At 32.3% G+C, this 18,161-nt stretch carries 21 protein-coding genes; all 21 read left to right on the top strand.

Annotated elements, in window-relative coordinates:
- Positions 1-619, top strand: a 619-nt coding sequence (locus ACMOUI_RS03505) for an ABC transporter ATP-binding protein (RefSeq protein WP_418964362.1), incomplete at its 5' end; no start/stop codon positions are given.
- 130 nt (positions 620-749) lie between these two features.
- A complete protein-coding gene (locus tag ACMOUI_RS03500; RefSeq protein WP_418964361.1) occupies positions 750-1,880 on the top strand; it encodes a LysM peptidoglycan-binding domain-containing M23 family metallopeptidase in 1,131 nt (376 codons plus the stop codon).
- A 65-nt stretch (positions 1,881-1,945) separates the two neighbouring features.
- Positions 1,946-2,938 carry a FecCD family ABC transporter permease gene (locus tag ACMOUI_RS03495; RefSeq protein ID WP_418964360.1) on the top strand — a complete coding sequence of 331 codons (993 nt, stop codon included), beginning with the start codon at positions 1,946-1,948 and terminating at the stop codon, positions 2,936-2,938.
- On the top strand, positions 2,938-3,720 hold the full coding sequence (locus ACMOUI_RS03490) for an ABC transporter ATP-binding protein (RefSeq protein WP_418964359.1): 783 nt from the start codon (positions 2,938-2,940) through the stop codon (positions 3,718-3,720). The genes ACMOUI_RS03495 and ACMOUI_RS03490 overlap by 1 nt, the downstream gene beginning before the upstream one ends.
- Positions 3,717-4,571 carry an ABC transporter substrate-binding protein gene (locus ACMOUI_RS03485; protein WP_418964358.1) on the top strand — a complete coding sequence of 285 codons (855 nt, stop codon included), beginning with the start codon at positions 3,717-3,719 and terminating at the stop codon, positions 4,569-4,571. Before ACMOUI_RS03490 ends, ACMOUI_RS03485 begins: the two co-directional genes overlap by 4 nt.
- An 85-nt stretch (positions 4,572-4,656) precedes the next feature.
- Positions 4,657-5,028, top strand: coding sequence for a hypothetical protein (locus tag ACMOUI_RS03480; RefSeq protein ID WP_418964357.1), 372 nt, complete (start codon positions 4,657-4,659; stop codon positions 5,026-5,028).
- Between the two features lie 91 nt (positions 5,029-5,119).
- Entirely contained in the window at positions 5,120-5,728 is a 609-nt protein-coding gene (locus tag ACMOUI_RS03475; RefSeq protein WP_418964356.1) for a MotA/TolQ/ExbB proton channel family protein, read from the top strand.
- A gap of 4 nt (positions 5,729-5,732) precedes the next feature.
- Entirely contained in the window at positions 5,733-6,122 is a 390-nt protein-coding gene (locus ACMOUI_RS03470; RefSeq protein WP_418964355.1) for an ExbD/TolR family protein, read from the top strand.
- Entirely contained in the window at positions 6,115-6,840 is a 726-nt protein-coding gene (locus tag ACMOUI_RS03465; protein WP_418964354.1) for an energy transducer TonB, read from the top strand. The genes ACMOUI_RS03470 and ACMOUI_RS03465 overlap by 8 nt, the downstream gene beginning before the upstream one ends.
- Positions 6,841-6,905: 65 nt before the next feature.
- Entirely contained in the window at positions 6,906-8,117 is a 1,212-nt protein-coding gene (rpoN, locus tag ACMOUI_RS03460) for an RNA polymerase factor sigma-54 (protein WP_418964353.1), read from the top strand.
- A 90-nt stretch (positions 8,118-8,207) separates the two neighbouring features.
- The gene (bioA, locus tag ACMOUI_RS03455; RefSeq protein WP_418964352.1) at positions 8,208-9,545 is read left to right on the top strand and encodes an adenosylmethionine--8-amino-7-oxononanoate transaminase; all 1,338 of its coding nucleotides are present in this window, start codon (positions 8,208-8,210) and stop codon (positions 9,543-9,545) included.
- Positions 9,546-9,557: 12 nt separating this feature from the next.
- Positions 9,558-10,211, top strand: a complete 654-nt coding sequence (locus ACMOUI_RS03450) for a GntR family transcriptional regulator (RefSeq protein WP_418964351.1) — start codon at positions 9,558-9,560, stop codon at positions 10,209-10,211.
- 177 nt (positions 10,212-10,388) lie between these two features.
- Positions 10,389-11,774 (top strand): oxaloacetate decarboxylase subunit alpha, encoded by a 1,386-nt coding sequence (locus ACMOUI_RS03445; protein ID WP_418964350.1) that lies wholly within the window; start codon positions 10,389-10,391, stop codon positions 11,772-11,774.
- A 24-nt stretch (positions 11,775-11,798) separates the two neighbouring features.
- Positions 11,799-12,113, top strand: coding sequence for an OadG family protein (locus ACMOUI_RS03440; protein WP_418964349.1), 315 nt, complete (start codon positions 11,799-11,801; stop codon positions 12,111-12,113).
- Between the two features lie 18 nt (positions 12,114-12,131).
- Positions 12,132-12,488 carry a biotin/lipoyl-containing protein gene (locus tag ACMOUI_RS03435; protein WP_418964348.1) on the top strand — a complete coding sequence of 119 codons (357 nt, stop codon included), beginning with the start codon at positions 12,132-12,134 and terminating at the stop codon, positions 12,486-12,488.
- 30 nt (positions 12,489-12,518) lie between these two features.
- Complete coding sequence (locus tag ACMOUI_RS03430) at positions 12,519-13,637, top strand: sodium ion-translocating decarboxylase subunit beta (RefSeq protein ID WP_418964347.1); 1,119 nt, start codon at positions 12,519-12,521, stop codon at positions 13,635-13,637.
- Positions 13,638-13,658: 21 nt separating this feature from the next.
- Positions 13,659-13,940 (top strand): citrate lyase acyl carrier protein, encoded by a 282-nt coding sequence (gene citD, locus ACMOUI_RS03425; RefSeq protein ID WP_418964346.1) that lies wholly within the window; start codon positions 13,659-13,661, stop codon positions 13,938-13,940.
- Positions 13,941-13,950: 10 nt separating this feature from the next.
- Entirely contained in the window at positions 13,951-14,850 is a 900-nt protein-coding gene (locus ACMOUI_RS03420) for an aldolase/citrate lyase family protein (protein ID WP_040406397.1), read from the top strand.
- Between the two features lies 1 nt (position 14,851).
- Positions 14,852-16,402: a citrate lyase subunit alpha gene (citF, locus tag ACMOUI_RS03415; RefSeq protein ID WP_418964345.1), complete on the top strand. Its 1,551-nt coding sequence runs from the start codon at positions 14,852-14,854 to the stop codon at positions 16,400-16,402.
- 55 nt (positions 16,403-16,457) lie between these two features.
- Complete coding sequence (locus ACMOUI_RS03410) at positions 16,458-17,810, top strand: 2-hydroxycarboxylate transporter family protein (protein WP_418964344.1); 1,353 nt, start codon at positions 16,458-16,460, stop codon at positions 17,808-17,810.
- Positions 17,811-17,934: 124 nt separating this feature from the next.
- On the top strand, positions 17,935-18,161 hold a 227-nt coding region (locus tag ACMOUI_RS03405), incomplete at its 3' end, for a hypothetical protein (RefSeq protein ID WP_418964343.1).

Genomic DNA, 18,161 nt, shown 5'->3' with positions numbered 1-18,161 from the left:
AAAGAATATATATAGAAATTACATTCCTAAAAAAAATAGTATATATCTGGATGGTGTTGAATTAAATGACTATTCAGTGAAGGAGTTATCTAAAAAAATCTCTGTTTTAAGCCAAAATCAAAAGATTATTTTTGATTTTACAGTTAAAGAGATTGTTGAAATGGGTAAGTATAATAAAAGCTCTTTATTTTCAAAAAAAGACTATGAAAAAGATATTGATGAAGCTTTAGAAAAAGTTGGAATGAAACATTTAAAAGACTCTAGTTTTTTAACTCTTTCTGGTGGGGAGATGCAAAGAGTACTAATAGCTAGGTCTATAGCACAAGAAAGTCAAGTGCTACTATTGGATGAACCAACAAATCACTTGGATGTCAGATATCAATACCAAATTATGGATTTAGTAAAAAGCCTCGATAAAACAGTGGTTGCAGTGATTCATGACATAAATATAGCAAGTCGTTATTGCGATTACATATTTGCCATAAAAAATGGAGAGATAAAATATGAGGGAACACCAGAAGAGGTAATTGTATCTGAAAAAATAAAGGAGATATTCCAAATAGAGGTAGAAGTGATAAAACACCCCTTAAATAACAAGCCAATAGTTATTTTTTTATAAATTATTTGTGAAAAAAAGCAATTGTATTCAGAAAAAATACAAAAAAATAAAAGCTAGACTAAAAAGATAAAAATATGGTAAAATTTATAAAAATTTATAAAAATAACAAAAAAGAAAAGAATGGTGGGTTATGAAAAAAGGGAAAACGATAGTCATAGGTATTTTGGTCTTTTTAGTAACATCAGTTTTTTATAGAGAGTATACATTAAAAAATAATGAGGCTAAAAATAAAGAGATAATTGAAAATAAAGAGTTAGTAAAGGTGGAGAACACTGTTGAAACTGAAACTGTAGTGATGGAAAAACCTGAAGCTGTAGAGATGATTAAAGAAAAAACTGTTCCTAATAAAGATGAAACTGCCAAAGTAACAGAAAAAAAAGTGGAGGAGAACCCTTCAACAGAGGAATCGGCATTAGAGGATTTAGAGTTAGAGAATAAAATAGCTAAAGAGTGGGAAGATCAAGAGGGTCAAGAGTTAGCGGATCTTGAGAACAATATTGATTTAGAGGAAAAAGTTGTTTTAGAAAATATGGAGTACGTAATAAAAAAAGGGGATACAATTTCAGATCTATCTAAAGAGTATAAGATAAGAACTGATTATATCTATGCAAATAATATTGATAAAAACTTAAGAGTATTACAGATTGGAAAAAAAATAAATATTCCAACAGAACCTGGAATATTCTATTCAGTTAAAAAAGGAGATACTTTTGAAGGTTTGTCAAAGAGATTTGAAGTGGATATAAAAACAATAAAAGATGACAATGAGATTGATAGACTTTTGGTAGGTGCAAAAATTTTTCTAAGAGAACCTAAGGTATCCAGATATTTAAGTAGTTTTAAACAGGAATATGTGAAAAAAACTAATCTGGGAACTTTCTCAAATCCATTGATGGCTATGAGTTTAACAAGTAGCTTTGGATCTAGAAAACATCCTGTATTAAAAAAGGTTTTAAATCATGCAGGTGTAGATTTGAGAGCTAAAACAGGAACAAAAGTTGTTTCTGCAAGAGAGGGTGTTGTTAGTTTTGCTGGAAGAGCAAGTGGTTATGGGAAACTTATTATAATAAAACATTCAGATGGATATGAAACTAGATATGCTCATTTGAGTCAAATAGATGTAAAGAAAGGTCAAAAAGTATCTCAAAATCAACATATAGCTTTAAGCGGAGCTACTGGAAGAGTAAGTGGTCCTCACCTACATTTTGAAATAAGAAAAAATGGGAAGATAGAAAACCCACTGACATATTTAAAATTTTAATAAAAAATCCCCCAAAAGTACCTGGGGGATTTATTTTTTTGATAAAAGATTTAAGGAGAGATATCATGATTTTGAAAAATAGAGTTGTGGTTATGATTTCAATAGTTTTTTTAATTTTCCTATTTTGCTTTTCACTTTTCATAGGAAACTATGAAATTAATTTTTTTAAAGGGATAAAGCTACTTTTTGGTGGAGGAGATATAAACTCTTTGGAATATAAGATTCTTTGGAATTTAAGAGTACCTAGAGCGATTATGGCAATAATAATAGGGATGTTACTTGGAAGTAGTGGAGCCATAACTCAAACTCTTTTTAGAAATCCCATGGCAGACCCCTATATAATAGGGATATCAGCCAGTGGAACTTTTGGAGCGGTAATAGCCTTTTTACTTGGGCTATCAGAGGGATATTTTGGAATTTTTGGATCACTTTTTTCCTTTCTTACCTCTATTTTAATTTTTAAACTATCCAATGGAAAAAGAGGAAGTTTAGATCTTTCAACCCTTTTGATAATAGGTATAGCCATATCTGCTCTACTGAGAGCTTTAATCTCCTTAACAATGTATCTTGTAGGTGAGGATAGCTTTAGAGTAGTTCTTTGGACAATGGGGTATCTAGGTGGAGGGGATTGGAAAAAGATATCAATTCTATTGGTACCTCTAGTATTTTCATTGATCTATTTCTATATGAATAGATATAACTTAGATATAATTCTTCTCTCAGATGAGGAGGCTCATAGCTTGGGAGTAAATATAAAAAAATTTAAGTATAAAGTACTTATGATATCAACATTTATGGTGGGTTTTTCAGTTGCTTTTACTGGAATGATTGGGTTTGTAGGACTTATAATTCCACACTTAGTTAGAATTATATTTGGGAGTAGCAATATTAAACTTATACCCCTCTCAATGCTTTATGGAGGAGTTTTTCTACTCTTTTGTGACACTGTATCAAGGGGAGTTTCTACGACAATGGAGATTCCAATTGGTATAGTTACAGCCATATTTGGCGCCCCATTCTTCATATATTTAGCTTTTAAAAACAGAAGAGGTGTGTAATGGAAAGTTTAAAATTAGAGAAAATAGGATACTCATATGGAGAGAACAAAATTTTAAATGAGATAGATTATGAGTTTTTTTCAGGGGAACTTGTTGGAATACTGGGAGCAAATGGTTGTGGTAAATCCACTCTTTTAAAAGTTATTATGGGATTTTTAGAAAAGAGTAGAGGGAAAATCTATCTAAGTAATATGGATGTTGAGGAACTTTCAAGAAAGGAGTTCGCTAAAAAAGTGGCTTTTATAGCACAAAAGTCTAGTCAAAACCTCAATTTTACAGTACTGGAAGTTTTAAAATTGGGAAGAGTTCCCCATATAAAAAACAGTTTTAAAGGTTTGGATATAGAGGATGAAAAGGTGGTGAATGAGATTGTAGAAAAGTTAAATCTACAGAGATATTTAAATAGGGATATAAAAAGTTTAAGTGGAGGAGAGTTTCAACGAGTCCTTTTAGGAAGAACATTTATTCAGAATAGTCAGGTAATTCTTTTAGATGAACCTACATCGGCACTGGATATAAACTACTCATTGGAGTTTTTGGAACTGTTGAAGGAAAGAGTAAAAACTAAAAAAGTGGTAGGTATAATAGTCATACATGATATAAACTTGGCCTCTTTATTTTGTGATAAAATACTTTTTATTAAGGATGGAAAGGTTGCAATTTCAGGAACTCCAAAAGAGGTTATAAAAAAAGAGTGGTTAAAAAAAGTGTATAATTTTACTCCACAGATATTAAATTTAGATGGAGATACCTATGTACTACCAAAGAGAGGTGAAGTATGAAAAAAGTTGTTCTAATGTGTTTGTTGTTATCTTTAAAAATCTTTTCTTTAGATATAGTTGGAAAGTATGTGGTGGGAGAAAAAGGGGAAAAAATACCTTTAAAAGAGTATAAAAGAATAGTTATCTATAATTTTGGAGCAGTGGAAATTCTCTATGAGCTTGGAGCGGAGGATAAGATAGTGGCCATAGCTAACCATAGTAAAAAAATATGGCCACAGGAAAAAACAGAAAAACTACCTCTTGCAGGAAGCATATCTAAACCCTCTTTAGAAAAGATATTATCCTATAATCCTGACCTAGTTATTTTTAATGTTATGGGAAATGAAAGAGTTGGATTGGAAAAATTTGGTATTCCATCGATAACTTTTGCTAATAAAAATTTAGATGATATCTTAAAAAATACCTTGATTTTAGGGAAGTTAACAAATAGAGAGAAAGAGAGTGAAAAACTTGTAGAAAAATTAAAGGCAAGATTGAGGTATATAAATGAAAATTTAAAATTAGAGGGAAAGGCTCTAATTTTATATTCTGATTCACCTCCCACATCTTTTGAAAGAAAATCTCTTCCAGTAGAGATTTTAGAGAGTTTGGGATTAGAGGTTATAATACCTGAGATGGGGAAAAAATCCATTATCTCCTCAGAGTATATTTTAAAGGAAAATCCCAAGTATATAATAGGAACTAGAGGGGTAAAAAATATTGATGGTATAATAAATGGTTTACCATTAATTGAGGAAACTGATGCATATAAAAACAAAAATATCCATGTTATAGATTCAAGTGAAATATTGAGAGCTTCCCATAGGGTATTTGATGAAATTGAAAAAGTATATATAGAATTAAAAAAATAAAAAAAAATTTTTTGCCATAATTTAGCCATAAAACTTTGTTAATATAACTGTGTAAAGACAAAGAAAAAACTTAGGAGGTATAAAAATGAAAAAATTTTTATTAGTATCTATAATGGCTTTAGGTTTAGGAACAGTGGCAATGGCAAAAGGAAACACTGGACATAGAATGACAGGTACACATAACAATGATGGAAAAATGATGATGGGTCAATGTCAAACAAGTGAAGAGAAGGCTTTAATGAGAGAGAAAATGAGAACAAATCCAAAGTTACAACAGGGAAGAATTAAACTTCAAGAGAATAAAGTAGCTATGATGAAAGAGATGGCTAAAGAGAATCCAGATTTTTCAAATATTGAAAAAATAAATAAAGAGAGAGCAAATATTCAAGCTGAGATGAAAACAGAGCAGATGAAGATGAGATATGAGATGTTAAAAACAAATAAAACAACAAATTAATTGTTATAGGAGCAAGGTTAATCCCTTGCTCTTTTTTATTGAATACTATATACTCTAGATATAGATATTATTAAAAATTTGGAGGGTGAAGATGTTATACTATATTAAAGCTGGAGGACCAATACTTTATGTATTACTTATTTTATCAGTGGTTTCTTTAGGAGTAATTTTAGAGAGGTCTCTGTGTTTTATAAAAAATAAAACGTCTGTAGACTCTATGTTTAAAAAAGAGATAAAGGAACTTTTAATAGAGGGAAAATATAATGAAGCCATAGAGTTTTCAAAAAAAGAGAAGGGGGTTATAGGAAAAACTCTTACAAAATTTTTGATTCGTTATTGCTTGATTGGAGATTATAAAAATAGTGATGAGCTTTTAAGAGAGATAGAACTAGAAGAGATGGATATATTGGAAAAAAATACCTATATACTTGGAATTATTGCATATACTGCACCAATGATTGGACTTTTAGGAACTGTGACAGGAATGATACAAGCCTTTGGTAAAATTGCAGTTACAGGAACTGGGGATCCAAATGCAATAGCTGGAGGAATATCACAAGCTTTATTAACAACTGCTGGAGGGTTAATAATAGCTATACCATCAATAATAGCTTATAATATTTTTAATAAAAAAATAGAAAAAATGAGTTTAGAGGTGGAGAAAATAGCCACATTTATAGTAAATATAGTGAAGAGGTAAGAGTATGAAAAGAAGGACAAAGAGAAGAAGTTTAGCAACCCCAGATTTAACACCTTTAATTGATGTTGTTTTTCTACTTTTGATTTTTTTCATGTTAGTTACAACTTTTGATAAGTATAGTGGATTTAAGTTGGAACTTCCAAAAGGTGGAGTGGTTTCAGAAACATCTGTAAATGTGTATGAGTTGGTTATTGATAAAGATGAAAACTATTTTTTATTGGTGGATAAAGTTTCCAATCCCATAACTTTAGAAACAATGGGAGAGAAACTAAAGAGTGTAGATGAGATAACAGTGAGCGCAGATAAAAATTTAAAATATGAGGTTATAGTTAAAGCTATTGGGACTTTAAAAAATAGTGGTGTAAATAAAGTGGAGCTGAATTTCAATGAATAAGTTCTATGTGGTATCTGCACTTTTACATGCTATAGTTATACTTTCTATATTGGGCTTTTCAAAGGATGAGGAGCTAAGATTTAAAGAGAAAAATACAATGGTAGTATCAGTAAAAAATAGAAGAGCAGTTAGCAATAGCACAGATATTAGTTCAGTAAAAGAGACAGCTAAAGATGAGCCACAGGATGAAAAAGAGAAAACGAGTGACTCAAAAGAGAAAAATCCACCAGAAGAGAAAAAGTTTGTAGAAGAGATAGAGATTAAAAAAGTTGTAAAAAAAGAAAAAGTGAAAAATACAGGGGAAAAAAAGAGAGTAAAAAAAGCTGAAAACAATGATAAGAAGAGTGATACTGATAAAAAAAGGGGACAGTATAATGAGTTCAGAGATCAAAATAGGTTTTTACAAGGTGAAGATGGAGTATTTACAGCGGTCTCTTTAGATGGGATAGAGTATGAGATACTAAAAGAAGTGGATCCCTCATACCCTATAAAAGCTAGAAAAATAGGTTATAATGGTATGGGAGTAGTAAAAGTTCGATTTTTAGTAGACCTTGATGGAAGCATAAAAAATATAGAGTTTATATCAGGAGAGAACAGGTTTGGATTTAGAGAGGAAGTTGAAAAAGCATTAAAAAAATGGAAATTCAAACCCATTATCTATAAGGGGAAAGCTATAAGAGTTCATTTTGAAAAAGAGTTTAAGTTTAAAAGAGGTTAAAGGTTGTGGTAGAGTGAAGGGATGGTAACTCTACCTATTTTATATTTATGGGGAAAGGAGAAAGTATGGATTTTAAGTTAGGATTGGATCAAAGTTTAAAGTTGGCACTTTCTATGGAGATGAGATTGTCTATAGATATTTTAAAAATGAGTTTAAAAGAGTTAGAGGAGTACCTGGAAAAAGAGAGTGCAAAAAACCCAAATATAGAACTTGTTTATTTTAAAGCTCCAGTTTCAAAGGGGGAGAGCTATGAAAATTATATTGAAAATATTGGAGAAAAAGATGAGAGTCTAATAGATTATTTAGAGGAACAGATTCTCTATTTAGATTTGGAAAAAAATATTAGACAACCCTTGGAGTATTTAATAAACAATCTAGATGAAAGAGGTTATTTGTCAGGAAATCCTGAAGAGCTTAGAAAAGAGGGAGGCTTTAAATTACCTATTTTTAGAAAGGCTCTAAGCACTCTAAAAACTTTGGAACCACTGGGTGTTGGGGCAGAAAATCTTATAGACTGTTTAAAGATTCAACTTGAAAATAAAGGGATACTGACAGAGAGATTAGAGCAGATTTTAGAGAGAAATTTACAGGATATTGCCAATGGTGACATTGAAAAAATAGCTGCTGAAAGAGGGTTAGAGATAGAGCAAGTGAAGGATTACATAGAGATAATTAAAAAATTAAACCCCAAACCTGCCAGAGGTTTCTATGTAAATAAAAAGATAAGATATATTATTCCAGATTTAATTGTTGAAACATCGGGAAATACAGTTATTGTAAGTTTGAATGAAGAGGATATTCCAAAAATAAGACTAAAAAATGAAAATGGAAATAGGAAAGATTTTGCAATGTTTTTAGCCTTGGAAAGAGGGATAAAAAAGAGACAGGAAACACTGTTAAGAGTGGGCGAGTATATATTGAACTATCAAAAGGAATCAATTGTTTTTAATAGGCCATTAAAAACCTTAAAAATTAAGGATATAGCCTATGAATTGAATCTGCATGAATCAACTATATCAAGAACTTTAAAAGATAAATATATAAAAATAGATGGTAAGGTGGTAGGTTTAAGAAAATATATTGTTTTAGATGACCATGCAGAGATAATAAAAAAAGAGATAGCCACAATAGTGGAGAGTGAAGATAAAAGTTCACCACTCTCAGATGAAAAAATTTTGGAGAAACTTTTGTTAAAAAAAATTAATATACAGAGAAGAACCGTTGGAAAATATAGAGAGGAATTGGGGATCCTATCCAGTAGAAAAAGAAAAAAATAGGTAATAAAAAAGTATTTATGTTATAATAGGCACTAAAGATTATTTTTGTATTAAATATATGAATTTTATAATTGAAGAGGTGTACCTTAAATGAAAAACCTAAGTGATTTACAAAAAAAAGATTTAGAACATATATTTCATCCTTGCTCACAGATGAAAGATTATGAACAACTTCCTCCTATGGTGATAGTAAAGGGAGATGGATTATATGTGGAAGATGAATTTGGAAACAGATATATGGACTGTGTTTCAAGTTGGTGGGTAAATCTATTTGGACATTGTAACCCAAGAATTAATGCAGCTATAAAAGAGCAGATAGATAAATTAGAACATATAATTTTTGCAAATTTTTCTCATGAAGCGGCGATTGAATTGGGAGAAAGATTGACAGCAGTAGCTCCAAAAGGGCTAAATAAACTTATTTTTACAGACAATGGATCATCAAGTACAGAGGTAGCTATAAAACTTAGCTTTCAATACCATGCTCAAACTGGAAATCCTCAGAAAAAAAGATTTGTTTCAATAGAGGGAGCATATCATGGAGAAACAATTGGAGCTTTAGGTGTTGGAAATATGGATAGATTTACAGATGTGTATAAACCTCTTTTAAGAGAGGGAGTAAAGGTAAAAGGTCCAGATTGCTTTAATTGTACTTTTGGTAAGAAAAGAGAGAGCTGTAATGCAGAGTGTTTTATCTATATGGAAGAGTATTTAAAGAGGAATGGCGAGACTGTTTCAGGTGTAATAATTGAATCGATGGTTCAAGGAGTTGCAGGAATGAGAATATACTCTCCAATATATTTAAAGAGATTGAGAGAGCTAACAGAACAGCTAAATATTCACTTAATAGTGGATGAAATAGCAATGGGATTTGGAAGAACTGGAAAGATGTTTGCTATTGAGCATGCTGGAGTTAGCCCAGATATTATGTGTATTGGAAAAGGATTAACAGCTGGATATTTTCCAATGTCTATTGTTTTAATAACTGATGATCTATATAGAGCATTCTATGCAGATTATTCTGAGGGAAAATCGTTTTTACACTCACATAGTTACTCTGGAAACCCAATAGGGTGTAGAATAGCGGTAGAGACATTAAAGATTTTTCAAGAGGAAAATATATTGGAAGTTATAAAGGAGAAAGGGGATTATCTGAGAAAAGCAGCAGCAGAAAAATTAAAGGATATCCCATATTTTGGAGAATATAGACAGATAGGATTAATAGGAGCTATTGAGTTAGTGGATATTCCAGGAGATAGAGCTGGATATGAAATATATAAAATAGCTTTAAAAAAGGGAGCTATTTTAAGACCATTAGGAAACATTGTTTATTTTATGCCACCTTATATAATTAAAAGGGAAGAGATAGATAAAATGTTAGATATTTTTATTGAATCACTTAGGGAGTATCTAGAAACAATTGAATAAAAGGGGAATATGATGGTTATAAAGAAAAAAAAATCCATACGTGAACAAGTTTATGAATATTTAAAAACAGAGATTGTAAACGGAAAGATTAAAGAAGGTAGTAGAATAGTAGAAGAGGAATTTGCAGAAAAACTTAATATAAGTAGAACTCCATTGAGAGAAGCTCTTAGAATGTTGGAGTTAGAGGGACTGATAGAAGCTAGAGAAAAGGGTGGGGTAACTGTTCCAAAGACTACAAAAAAAGATGTGGAAGAGGTAGTAAAGATTAGAATAGCCTTAGAAACTGTGATATTTGAAGAGCTATTTGATAAGGTAAGTGAAAGAGATATTGAAAAATTGGAGGAGAATGTGGCTAAAGCAGCAGCTATAGTCTATGATGAAGAAAAATCTTTAGAAGTTTTTAAATACTTCTCTGAATTTAATAAAATACTTTATAGTATTTCAGACCTACCAAGAGTGATAACTTTAATCAATAATTTGAATCTTTATTTAAAAAAGTTTAGAAAGATATCAGCTGAAAATAATAATAGAAGATTGAGTGCCCATAGAGATCACACTAAAATAGTGGAGTTGATTAAAGCTGGAAAAAAAGAGGAAGCAATAGCAGTAAATAGAAAGCATCTGTTAGAGGCTAAGGATTTTTTAATAAAACAGGTCGAAAGTTAAAATCAGAAGAAATTCTGATTTTTTTTTGGAAAGTGGTTCACACTGTACTAAAATTATATTTTTTATTATGTTAAACATACAAAAAATCATTTGACAAATACAAAAAATATTGTATACTTTAGTGTAGATAAAAAATTGTATACAGAATACGGGACACCGAATGCCAAGGAGGATATTTTGAAAAATAAAGTTAAAATAACAGAAACTTGTCTAAGAGATGGACACCAATCTCTAATAGCCACAAGATTGACAACTGCAGAGATCCTTCCAATTGTAGAAAAAATGGATGAAGTTGGATATCATGCATTGGAAGTTTGGGGAGGAGCCACTTTTGATGCTTGTATTAGATTTCTAAATGAGGATCCTTGGGAGAGATTAAGAGAGATAAAAAAGAGAGCTAAAAATACGAAGTTACAGATGCTATTAAGAGGACAGAACCTTTTAGGATATAGACACTATGCTGATGATATAGTAGAGGAGTTTGTAAAAAAATCAATAGAGAACGGTATTGATATAATTAGAATATTCGATGCACTTAACGATACAAGAAACTTAAAAGTTGCAGCGGAAGCGACTAAAAAATATGGTGGACATTGCCAACTTGCAATAGCTTATACAATAAGTCCTGTCCATACAACAGAGTACTATAAAGAGTTAGCAAAAGAGATGGAAAGCATGGGAGCAGATTCAATTGTTATAAAAGATATGGCAGGAATATTGCTACCAGAAACAGGATACAACTTAATAAAAGAGATTAAGTCAGTGATAAGTGTACCATTAGAGTTACATACTCACGCTACAAGTGGAATAGCAAGTATGTTATATCTAAGAGCTGTGGATGCTGGAATCGACATTATAGATACATCGATTTCAACTTTTGCAGGAGGAACAGCACAACCTGCAACAGAGTCTATGGTTAGAACTTTTGAAGGTGGAGAAAGAGATCCAGAACTTAACTTAACACTTTTAAAAGAGATTGCGGAATATTTTAAACCAATTAGAAAAAAATATATGGATGAGAAAGTTCTAAATATGCAAGCTTACTTTGTAGAACCAAGCATTTTAGAGTATCAACTACCTGGAGGAATGTTATCAAATCTTGTTTCTCAACTAACTGCTCAAAAAGCAGCGGATAAGTATGAGGATGTACTAAAGGAGATTCCAAGAGTTAGAGAGGATTTAGGATATCCACCACTAGTTACACCACTTAGCCAAATGGTTGGAACTCAAGCCGTATTTAATGTATTGACTGGAGAAAGATATAAGATGGTTCCTAAAGAGATAAAGGACTATGTAAAGGGTCTATATGGAAAATCTCCAGCTCCAATGTCTGAAGAGATAAAGAGAAAAATTATTGGAGATGAGTCAGTATTTACAGGAAGACCTGCAGATCTTTTAAAGCCAGAGTATGCTGAAATAGCAAAAGAGATTGGAGACTTAGCAAAATGTCCAGAGGACGTTTTAATGTATGCTATGTTCCCACAAATAGCTAAGCCATACTTAGAAAACAGAAACAAACCAAAAGAGGAAAAAGAGTATAGAAATATAAATATAATTTTTTAGTTGAAAGGAGAATGATTTATAAGAATGTTTAAAGGAGCAATATCACTTATAACGTCTCTTGAGATAACTTTAATAAGTATGCTAGTTGTATTTGCAATATTAGCTATATTAGCTTTTGTTCTTTCTCTGTTTAAATATGTTCCAGCAGAAAAAGTTCAAGAGATAAAAAAAGCTACGCCAGCACCAGCAGCACCAAAGAAAGTTGAAAGAGAAAAGTTTGATCCATCTAAGATAACAAGTGAAGAGATGAGAGTAGCAATGATGGTAGCATGTATAGAGGCAGCTGGAGAAGATAAAGATGCCAATATAAGAGTTGTAGGAATAAAAGAATTAAACTAAATAGGAGTGTAACTAAAGATGATAAAAGTATATAAAGTTAAAATCGGAGAAAAAGTATACGAGGTAGAAGTAGAATCAGTTAAAGAGGTAAATGGAACAATAGCAACACCAGCATCAACAACTGCAGCACCAGCTGCTCCAGTATCTGCACCAGCAGGAAATGGAACAAAAGTTGAAGCACCTATGCAAGGTTTAGTAGTATCTATAGAGGTAACTCCAGGAACAAAAGTAAAAGCAGGAGATACTTTATTAATATTAGAAGCTATGAAAATGGAAAATCCAATCGTTTCACCAGTTGATGGAGTAGTTGAGTCAATTACTGTAAATAAAGGTGATACAATTGATGGTGGAGTAGTAGTAGCAACAATAGCTTAATAATAATGAATGAAGTAGAGAGGAGTTAAAATGGAGTTTTTAAATAATCTATTTGCAACAACAGGAATTGCAATGATGACAGTAAATCAAGGAATTATGATACTAGTTGCTCTATTCCTATTGTTTTTAGCAATAAAAAAGCAGTATGAACCATATCTTTTACTTCCAATAGCTTTTGGAATGCTATTAGTAAACCTACCAGCACCAATCAGTGAAGGAATAATGGATAAAAATGGACTTTTAAATATTTTATATCAGGGAGTTAAATATGGGGTATATCCTCCATTGATATTCTTAGCAATTGGAGCGAGTACAGACTTTGGTCCATTGATTGCAAACCCTAAGAGTTTACTTCTTGGAGCAGCGGCACAGCTTGGAATCTTTGGAGCTTTCGTAGGGGCAGTTCTATTGGGATTAAATGGTAATGAAGCGGCATCTATAGGAATTATAGGTGGAGCAGATGGACCAACAGCAATCTACTTAACTTCAAAGTTAGCACCACATATGTTAGGACCAATAGCGGTTGCAGCATATTCATATATGGCATTAGTACCAGTAATTCAACCACCTATTATCAGATTACTAACTACTAAAGAGGAAAGACAGATAAAGATGACTCAGCTTAGAACTGTAAGTAAGAGAGAAAAAATACTTTTCCCAATAGTAGTAACAATAGTGGTAACTTTAATAATTCCATCTGCAATTCCTTTAGTAGGGATGTTAATGTTTGGAAACTTAGCTAAGGAGTGTGGACTTGTTCCAAACTTAGTTGAACATATAAAGGGAGCTTTAATGTATATAATCACAATATTTATTGGATTAACAGTTGGAGCTACTACAAATGCAGAAGCATTTTTAAATCTTGCAACAATAAAAATAATAATTTTAGGACTTTTCGCTTTCTCTTTTGGAACGGCTGGAGGGGTAATCTTTGGAAAGGTTATGTGCAAGCTTAGCAAAGGTACAATAAATCCAATGATAGGAGCAGCAGGAGTAAGTGCTGTGCCAATGGCAGCTAGAGTTGTTCAAAAAGTAGGACAAGAGGAAAATCCAAGTAACTTCTTACTGATGCATGCAATGGGACCAAACGTAGCGGGAGTTATAGGTTCAGCAGTAGCAGCAGGAGTGTTACTAGCAATGTTTAAATAAAAATAAATTGGAGGCCAGGAGATGGAGATCAAAGTAAAAGCAGTGGCAGGTACTCTTGAATCAAGTGATATGTACGTTATAATTGAGCCAAATGCTACAGGAATTGAATTAGAAATTGAAAGCGTTGTAATGGGACAGTATGGAGATGACATTAGAAGAGTAATCTTAAAAAGCTTAGAGGAGCTTGGAGTTACTTCGGCTAAAGTTTTAGTTAATGACAAAGGGGCTATTGAGCCTGTAATTAAAAGTAGAATCCAAACAGTTGTTACAAGAGCAGCTCAACAAAAATTCACTTGGAAGTAGGAGGAAAAAAATGAAATTAAGACGTTCGATGCTTTTTATTCCAGGAAATAATCCAGGAGTAATAAAAGATGTACATATATATAGACCAGATTCAATAATGTTTGACTTAGAGGATGCAATTGCAGTGACAGAGAAGGATTCAGCTAGATTCTTAGTTTACAACATGTTACAAAAGATGAGACCAGTATATAAGAGTTTAAACATAGAAACAGTTGTAAGAATCAACGCTTTAGACACAGAGTATGGAGTGGAGGACTTAGAGTTTATTGTAAGAGCTCAGCCAGATATTATAAGAATACCTAAAACAGATACACCAAAGGATGTTTTAGATGTTGAAGCTCATGTGGAAAGAATTGAAAAAGAGGCTGGAATTCCAGTTGGAACAACAAAGTTAATGGTAGCTATAGAGAGTCCTTTAGGAGCTTTAAATGCTTACCAAATTGCAACTTCATCAAAGAGATTAGTTGGAATGGCTATTGGTGGAGAGGACTATGTAACTAACTTAAAAACAAATAGATCTCCAGAAGGTGTGGAGTTATTTACAGGAAGAGGACTGATTGTAATGGCAGCTAGAGCAGCTGGAATAGATGCACTGGACTCTGTTTACTCAGATGTAAATAATGATGAAGGATTTATAAAAGAAGCAACAATGATAAAACAGATGGGATTCTCTGGAAAATCATTAATTCACCCAAGACAGATTGAGTTACTTCACAAAGTATACACTCCTTCAGATATTGATATAAAGAAAGCTAAGAAAATTGTAGATGCAACAAGAGAAGCACTAGAGCAAAATAAAGGTGTATTTACAGTGGATGGTAAAATGGTAGATAAGCCAATTATTGAAAGAGCTGAGCATGTTTTAAGACTAGCTAAAGCAGCTGGGGTAAGATTAGGAGGAGACGAGTAATATGATAAACAAAAGAGTTGACGAAAATCTTTTAAAAACAATAAAAGGTTACGGAGAAAGAAAAGCATATAAAGCTCCATTTACTTATCAACCTGAAGGGTCTATCAACGAGAATGCGGAAACTTTAAAAGGTTCTATAAAAAGAACAAAAGTTGTAGACTCATTAGAGGAAGCTATAAGAAATTCTGGATTAAAAGATGGAATGACAATATCTTTCCATCATCATTTCAGAAATGGTGACAAGGTTTTACCAATGGTTTTAGATAAATTAGCTGAGATGGGATTTAAAAATCTTAGAGTAGAAGCAAGTTCATTTACTAAGGCTCATGAAGGGATTGTAAAACATATTAAAGCTGGTGTAGTAAATAGACTTGGATCAAGTGGATTAAGAGGAGAACTAGCTAAGGAGATATCTAATGGAATGCTTGGAGATTACCCAGCGGTTATTAGATCTCATGGAGGAAGAGCGAGAGCGATTGTAGAGGGAGACATTAAAATAGATGTGGCTTTCTTAGGAGCATCTTCATCAGACTGTATGGGAAATGCCAATGGTGTAAAAGGAAAATCTCTTTGTGGATCATTAGGATATGCAAAAGTGGATGCAGCTCATGCTGATAAAGTAATTATAATAACAGATACTTTGGTTGACTATCCAAACAGTCCAATGAGTATTCCTCAAACACAAGTTGACTATGTAGTTGTAGTTGATGAGATTGGAGATCCAAATGGAATAATGTCTGGAGCTACAAGATTTACATCAAATCCAAAAGAGTTATTAATGGCTAAGAAAGTTTTAGATGTAATGTTAGCATCAGGATATTTCAATGATGGATTCTCTATGCAAACTGGTTCAGGTGGAGCTTCATTAGCAGTAACAAGATTTATAAGAGAAGAGTTAGTAAAAAGAAATATAAAGTGCAGCTTTGGTTTAGGGGGAATAACAAAAGCTTTTGTGGATCTATTAGAAGAGGGACTAATGGGACAACTTTATGATACACAATGTTTTGACTTAGCAGCAGTGGAATCAATTGGAAGAAATGAGAAACACGTAGAAGTAAGTGCAGATTTCTATGCAAATCCATTTAACTGTTCACCAGCTGTAAATAAATTAGACTTTGTAATATTAAGTGCACTAGAAGTGGATAAAGACTTTAATGTAAACGTTATATCTGGTTCTGATGGTGTGATAAGAGAAGCTTCTGGAGGACACTCTGATACAGCAGCAGCAGCAAATGTATCTATTATAGTAGCTCCATTAACAAGAGGAAGAATACCTACAATAATTGATAAGGTAACAACTGTTGTAACACCAGGAAGTACTGTTGACGTAGTTGTAACAGATTACGGAGTAGTTGTAAATCCAACAAGAACTGACCTATTAGAAAGATTTGAAAAAGCTGGAATAGAGTTAGTAACTATGGAAAAATTAAGAGAGTTAGCAAACTTTATCGTTGGAGAGCCAAAAGAGATTGAGTTTGAAGATCAAGTTGTAGCAGTTGTAGAGTACAGAGATGGAAGTATAATTGACGTTGTTAGAAAGATAAAAAAGTAATAGGGTATAAAAATCAAATTTCAAAAAACATATATAAAAAATAAGGGGAGAGAAAATGGCACAAAAAAATTTCAAAGAACTGTTTGATCCAAAACAGTCTAAATGGAGCGGACTATCGATTCAGATGTTCCTAGGTTTATTAGCAATAGTAGCACTGACTGTGTATATACCTTTTGGTGGGAAAGAAGCAGCTTTTTTAAGAGGTAATTTCCTAGTTATATTCGGTATATTAGCAGTATTTGGTATCTTATTTGGTGAAATTGGAGACAGAATTCCAATATGGAATGACTACATTGGTGGAGGAACAGTTCTAGTATTCTTTGCATCGGCAGTAATGGGTACTTATAACTTAGTTCCGACAAAAGTTTTAAAGGCGATTGATGTTTTCTATGGTGAGCAACCTGTAAACTTCTTAGAGTTATTTATTCCTGCTCTAATAGTTGGTTCAGTTTTAACAGTGAATAGAAAAACTCTTATTCAGTCTATAGCTGGTTATATTCCATTGATTTTAATCGGAGTAGCTGGAGCTACATTAGGTGGAGTAGGAGCTGGACTTTTATTTGGAAAAGAGCCTTTAGATATTATCATGAACTATGTTTTACCTATAATGGGTGGAGGAACTGGAGCAGGAGCTATCCCTATGTCAGAGATGTGGGCTCAAAAAACTGGTGGAAATCCAAAAGACTGGTTTGCATTTGCAATATCTATCTTAACAATTGCTAACGTTATAGCTATCTTTACAGGAGCGTTCTTAAAAGAGCTTGGAAAGAAGCACCCAGCGTTAACAGGAAATGGAAACTTAATTTTAGATGATACAAAAGAAGCTGTAAAAGAGGAAGTAGGAGCTAAAGTTGTAGTTACTGCAAAAGATATTGCATCAGCATTTATCTTTATCGCTGTATTATTTATGTTCTCACATATATCAGGAGTAATTTGGACTTCATTAAAATTCCCATTTGAAATGCATAGATTAGCATTCTTAGTAATTTACTCTATCATTTTAAATATCTTAAACGTTGTTCCTGCTGCTTTAAAAGCTGGAGCAAAAGAGATTCAAGCATACTTCTCTAAATACACTATCTGGGTATTAATGGGAGCAGTTGGATTTGGTACTGATGTACAAGAGATTATTAACTCACTATCTTTTGCTAACTTAGTAATCGCTTTAGCAATCGTTTTAGGAGCAGTTGCATTGATTATGTTAGCATCTAGAAAGATGAAGTTCTACCCAGTGGAAGCAGCTATTACTGCAGGATTATGTATGGCTAATAGAGGTGGATCTGGAGATATCGCGGTTCTTGGAGCGGCAGATAGAATGGAACTTATCTCTTTTGCACAGATCTCTTCAAGAGTGGGAGGAGCAATGATGCTTATCCTAGGATCTATGGTATTTGGATTCTTTGCTTAATTTAGCTCTTAGTTAATTTAATTTACATACAAAAAAGAGGTTGGAGTAATCCAATCTCTTTTTCTTTTAATTTGAAATAAATGATGTATAATAGAGATAAATATAGAAAACTTAGGAGGCATACATGTTTAGAAAAGATATTCCAAAATTTTTAATAGAGAATAAAAACAGTGTAGTATATATAGGATCCTCTAATAAAAATATAGATATTTATTTTGAAAATATAAATGATCAAACAGATATAGATTTAATTGAACTTTCAAATATTCAAGAGGATGATGATTACTATAGAATAAACTATCAACTTTTAGAAAGTTTAAAAAGTGATAAAAAGTTAATAATTTTAACATC

Source organism: Cetobacterium sp., from assembly GCF_048470075.1.
Classification (GTDB): domain Bacteria; phylum Fusobacteriota; class Fusobacteriia; order Fusobacteriales; family Fusobacteriaceae; genus Cetobacterium_A.
The sequence above is the reverse complement of the archived record's forward strand: the minus strand, read 5'-3'. Positions and strand labels throughout refer to the sequence as shown.

Coding starts and splice junctions, on each gene's coding strand:
- citF (WP_418964345.1), top strand. CDS start 14,852: ATGATAAACAAAAGAGTTGACGAAAATCTTTTAAAAACAATAAAAGGT.
- rpoN (WP_418964353.1), top strand. CDS start 6,906: ATGGATTTTAAGTTAGGATTGGATCAAAGTTTAAAGTTGGCACTTTCT.
- ACMOUI_RS03485 (WP_418964358.1), top strand. CDS start 3,717: ATGAAAAAAGTTGTTCTAATGTGTTTGTTGTTATCTTTAAAAATCTTT.
- ACMOUI_RS03480 (WP_418964357.1), top strand. CDS start 4,657: ATGAAAAAATTTTTATTAGTATCTATAATGGCTTTAGGTTTAGGAACA.
- ACMOUI_RS03450 (WP_418964351.1), top strand. CDS start 9,558: ATGGTTATAAAGAAAAAAAAATCCATACGTGAACAAGTTTATGAATAT.
- ACMOUI_RS03410 (WP_418964344.1), top strand. CDS start 16,458: ATGGCACAAAAAAATTTCAAAGAACTGTTTGATCCAAAACAGTCTAAA.
- ACMOUI_RS03420 (WP_040406397.1), top strand. CDS start 13,951: ATGAAATTAAGACGTTCGATGCTTTTTATTCCAGGAAATAATCCAGGA.
- ACMOUI_RS03495 (WP_418964360.1), top strand. CDS start 1,946: ATGATTTTGAAAAATAGAGTTGTGGTTATGATTTCAATAGTTTTTTTA.
- ACMOUI_RS03465 (WP_418964354.1), top strand. CDS start 6,115: ATGAATAAGTTCTATGTGGTATCTGCACTTTTACATGCTATAGTTATA.
- ACMOUI_RS03470 (WP_418964355.1), top strand. CDS start 5,733: ATGAAAAGAAGGACAAAGAGAAGAAGTTTAGCAACCCCAGATTTAACA.
- ACMOUI_RS03490 (WP_418964359.1), top strand. CDS start 2,938: ATGGAAAGTTTAAAATTAGAGAAAATAGGATACTCATATGGAGAGAAC.
- ACMOUI_RS03435 (WP_418964348.1), top strand. CDS start 12,132: ATGATAAAAGTATATAAAGTTAAAATCGGAGAAAAAGTATACGAGGTA.
- citD (WP_418964346.1), top strand. CDS start 13,659: ATGGAGATCAAAGTAAAAGCAGTGGCAGGTACTCTTGAATCAAGTGAT.
- ACMOUI_RS03500 (WP_418964361.1), top strand. CDS start 750: ATGAAAAAAGGGAAAACGATAGTCATAGGTATTTTGGTCTTTTTAGTA.
- ACMOUI_RS03430 (WP_418964347.1), top strand. CDS start 12,519: ATGGAGTTTTTAAATAATCTATTTGCAACAACAGGAATTGCAATGATG.
- ACMOUI_RS03475 (WP_418964356.1), top strand. CDS start 5,120: ATGTTATACTATATTAAAGCTGGAGGACCAATACTTTATGTATTACTT.
- bioA (WP_418964352.1), top strand. CDS start 8,208: ATGAAAAACCTAAGTGATTTACAAAAAAAAGATTTAGAACATATATTT.
- ACMOUI_RS03440 (WP_418964349.1), top strand. CDS start 11,799: ATGTTTAAAGGAGCAATATCACTTATAACGTCTCTTGAGATAACTTTA.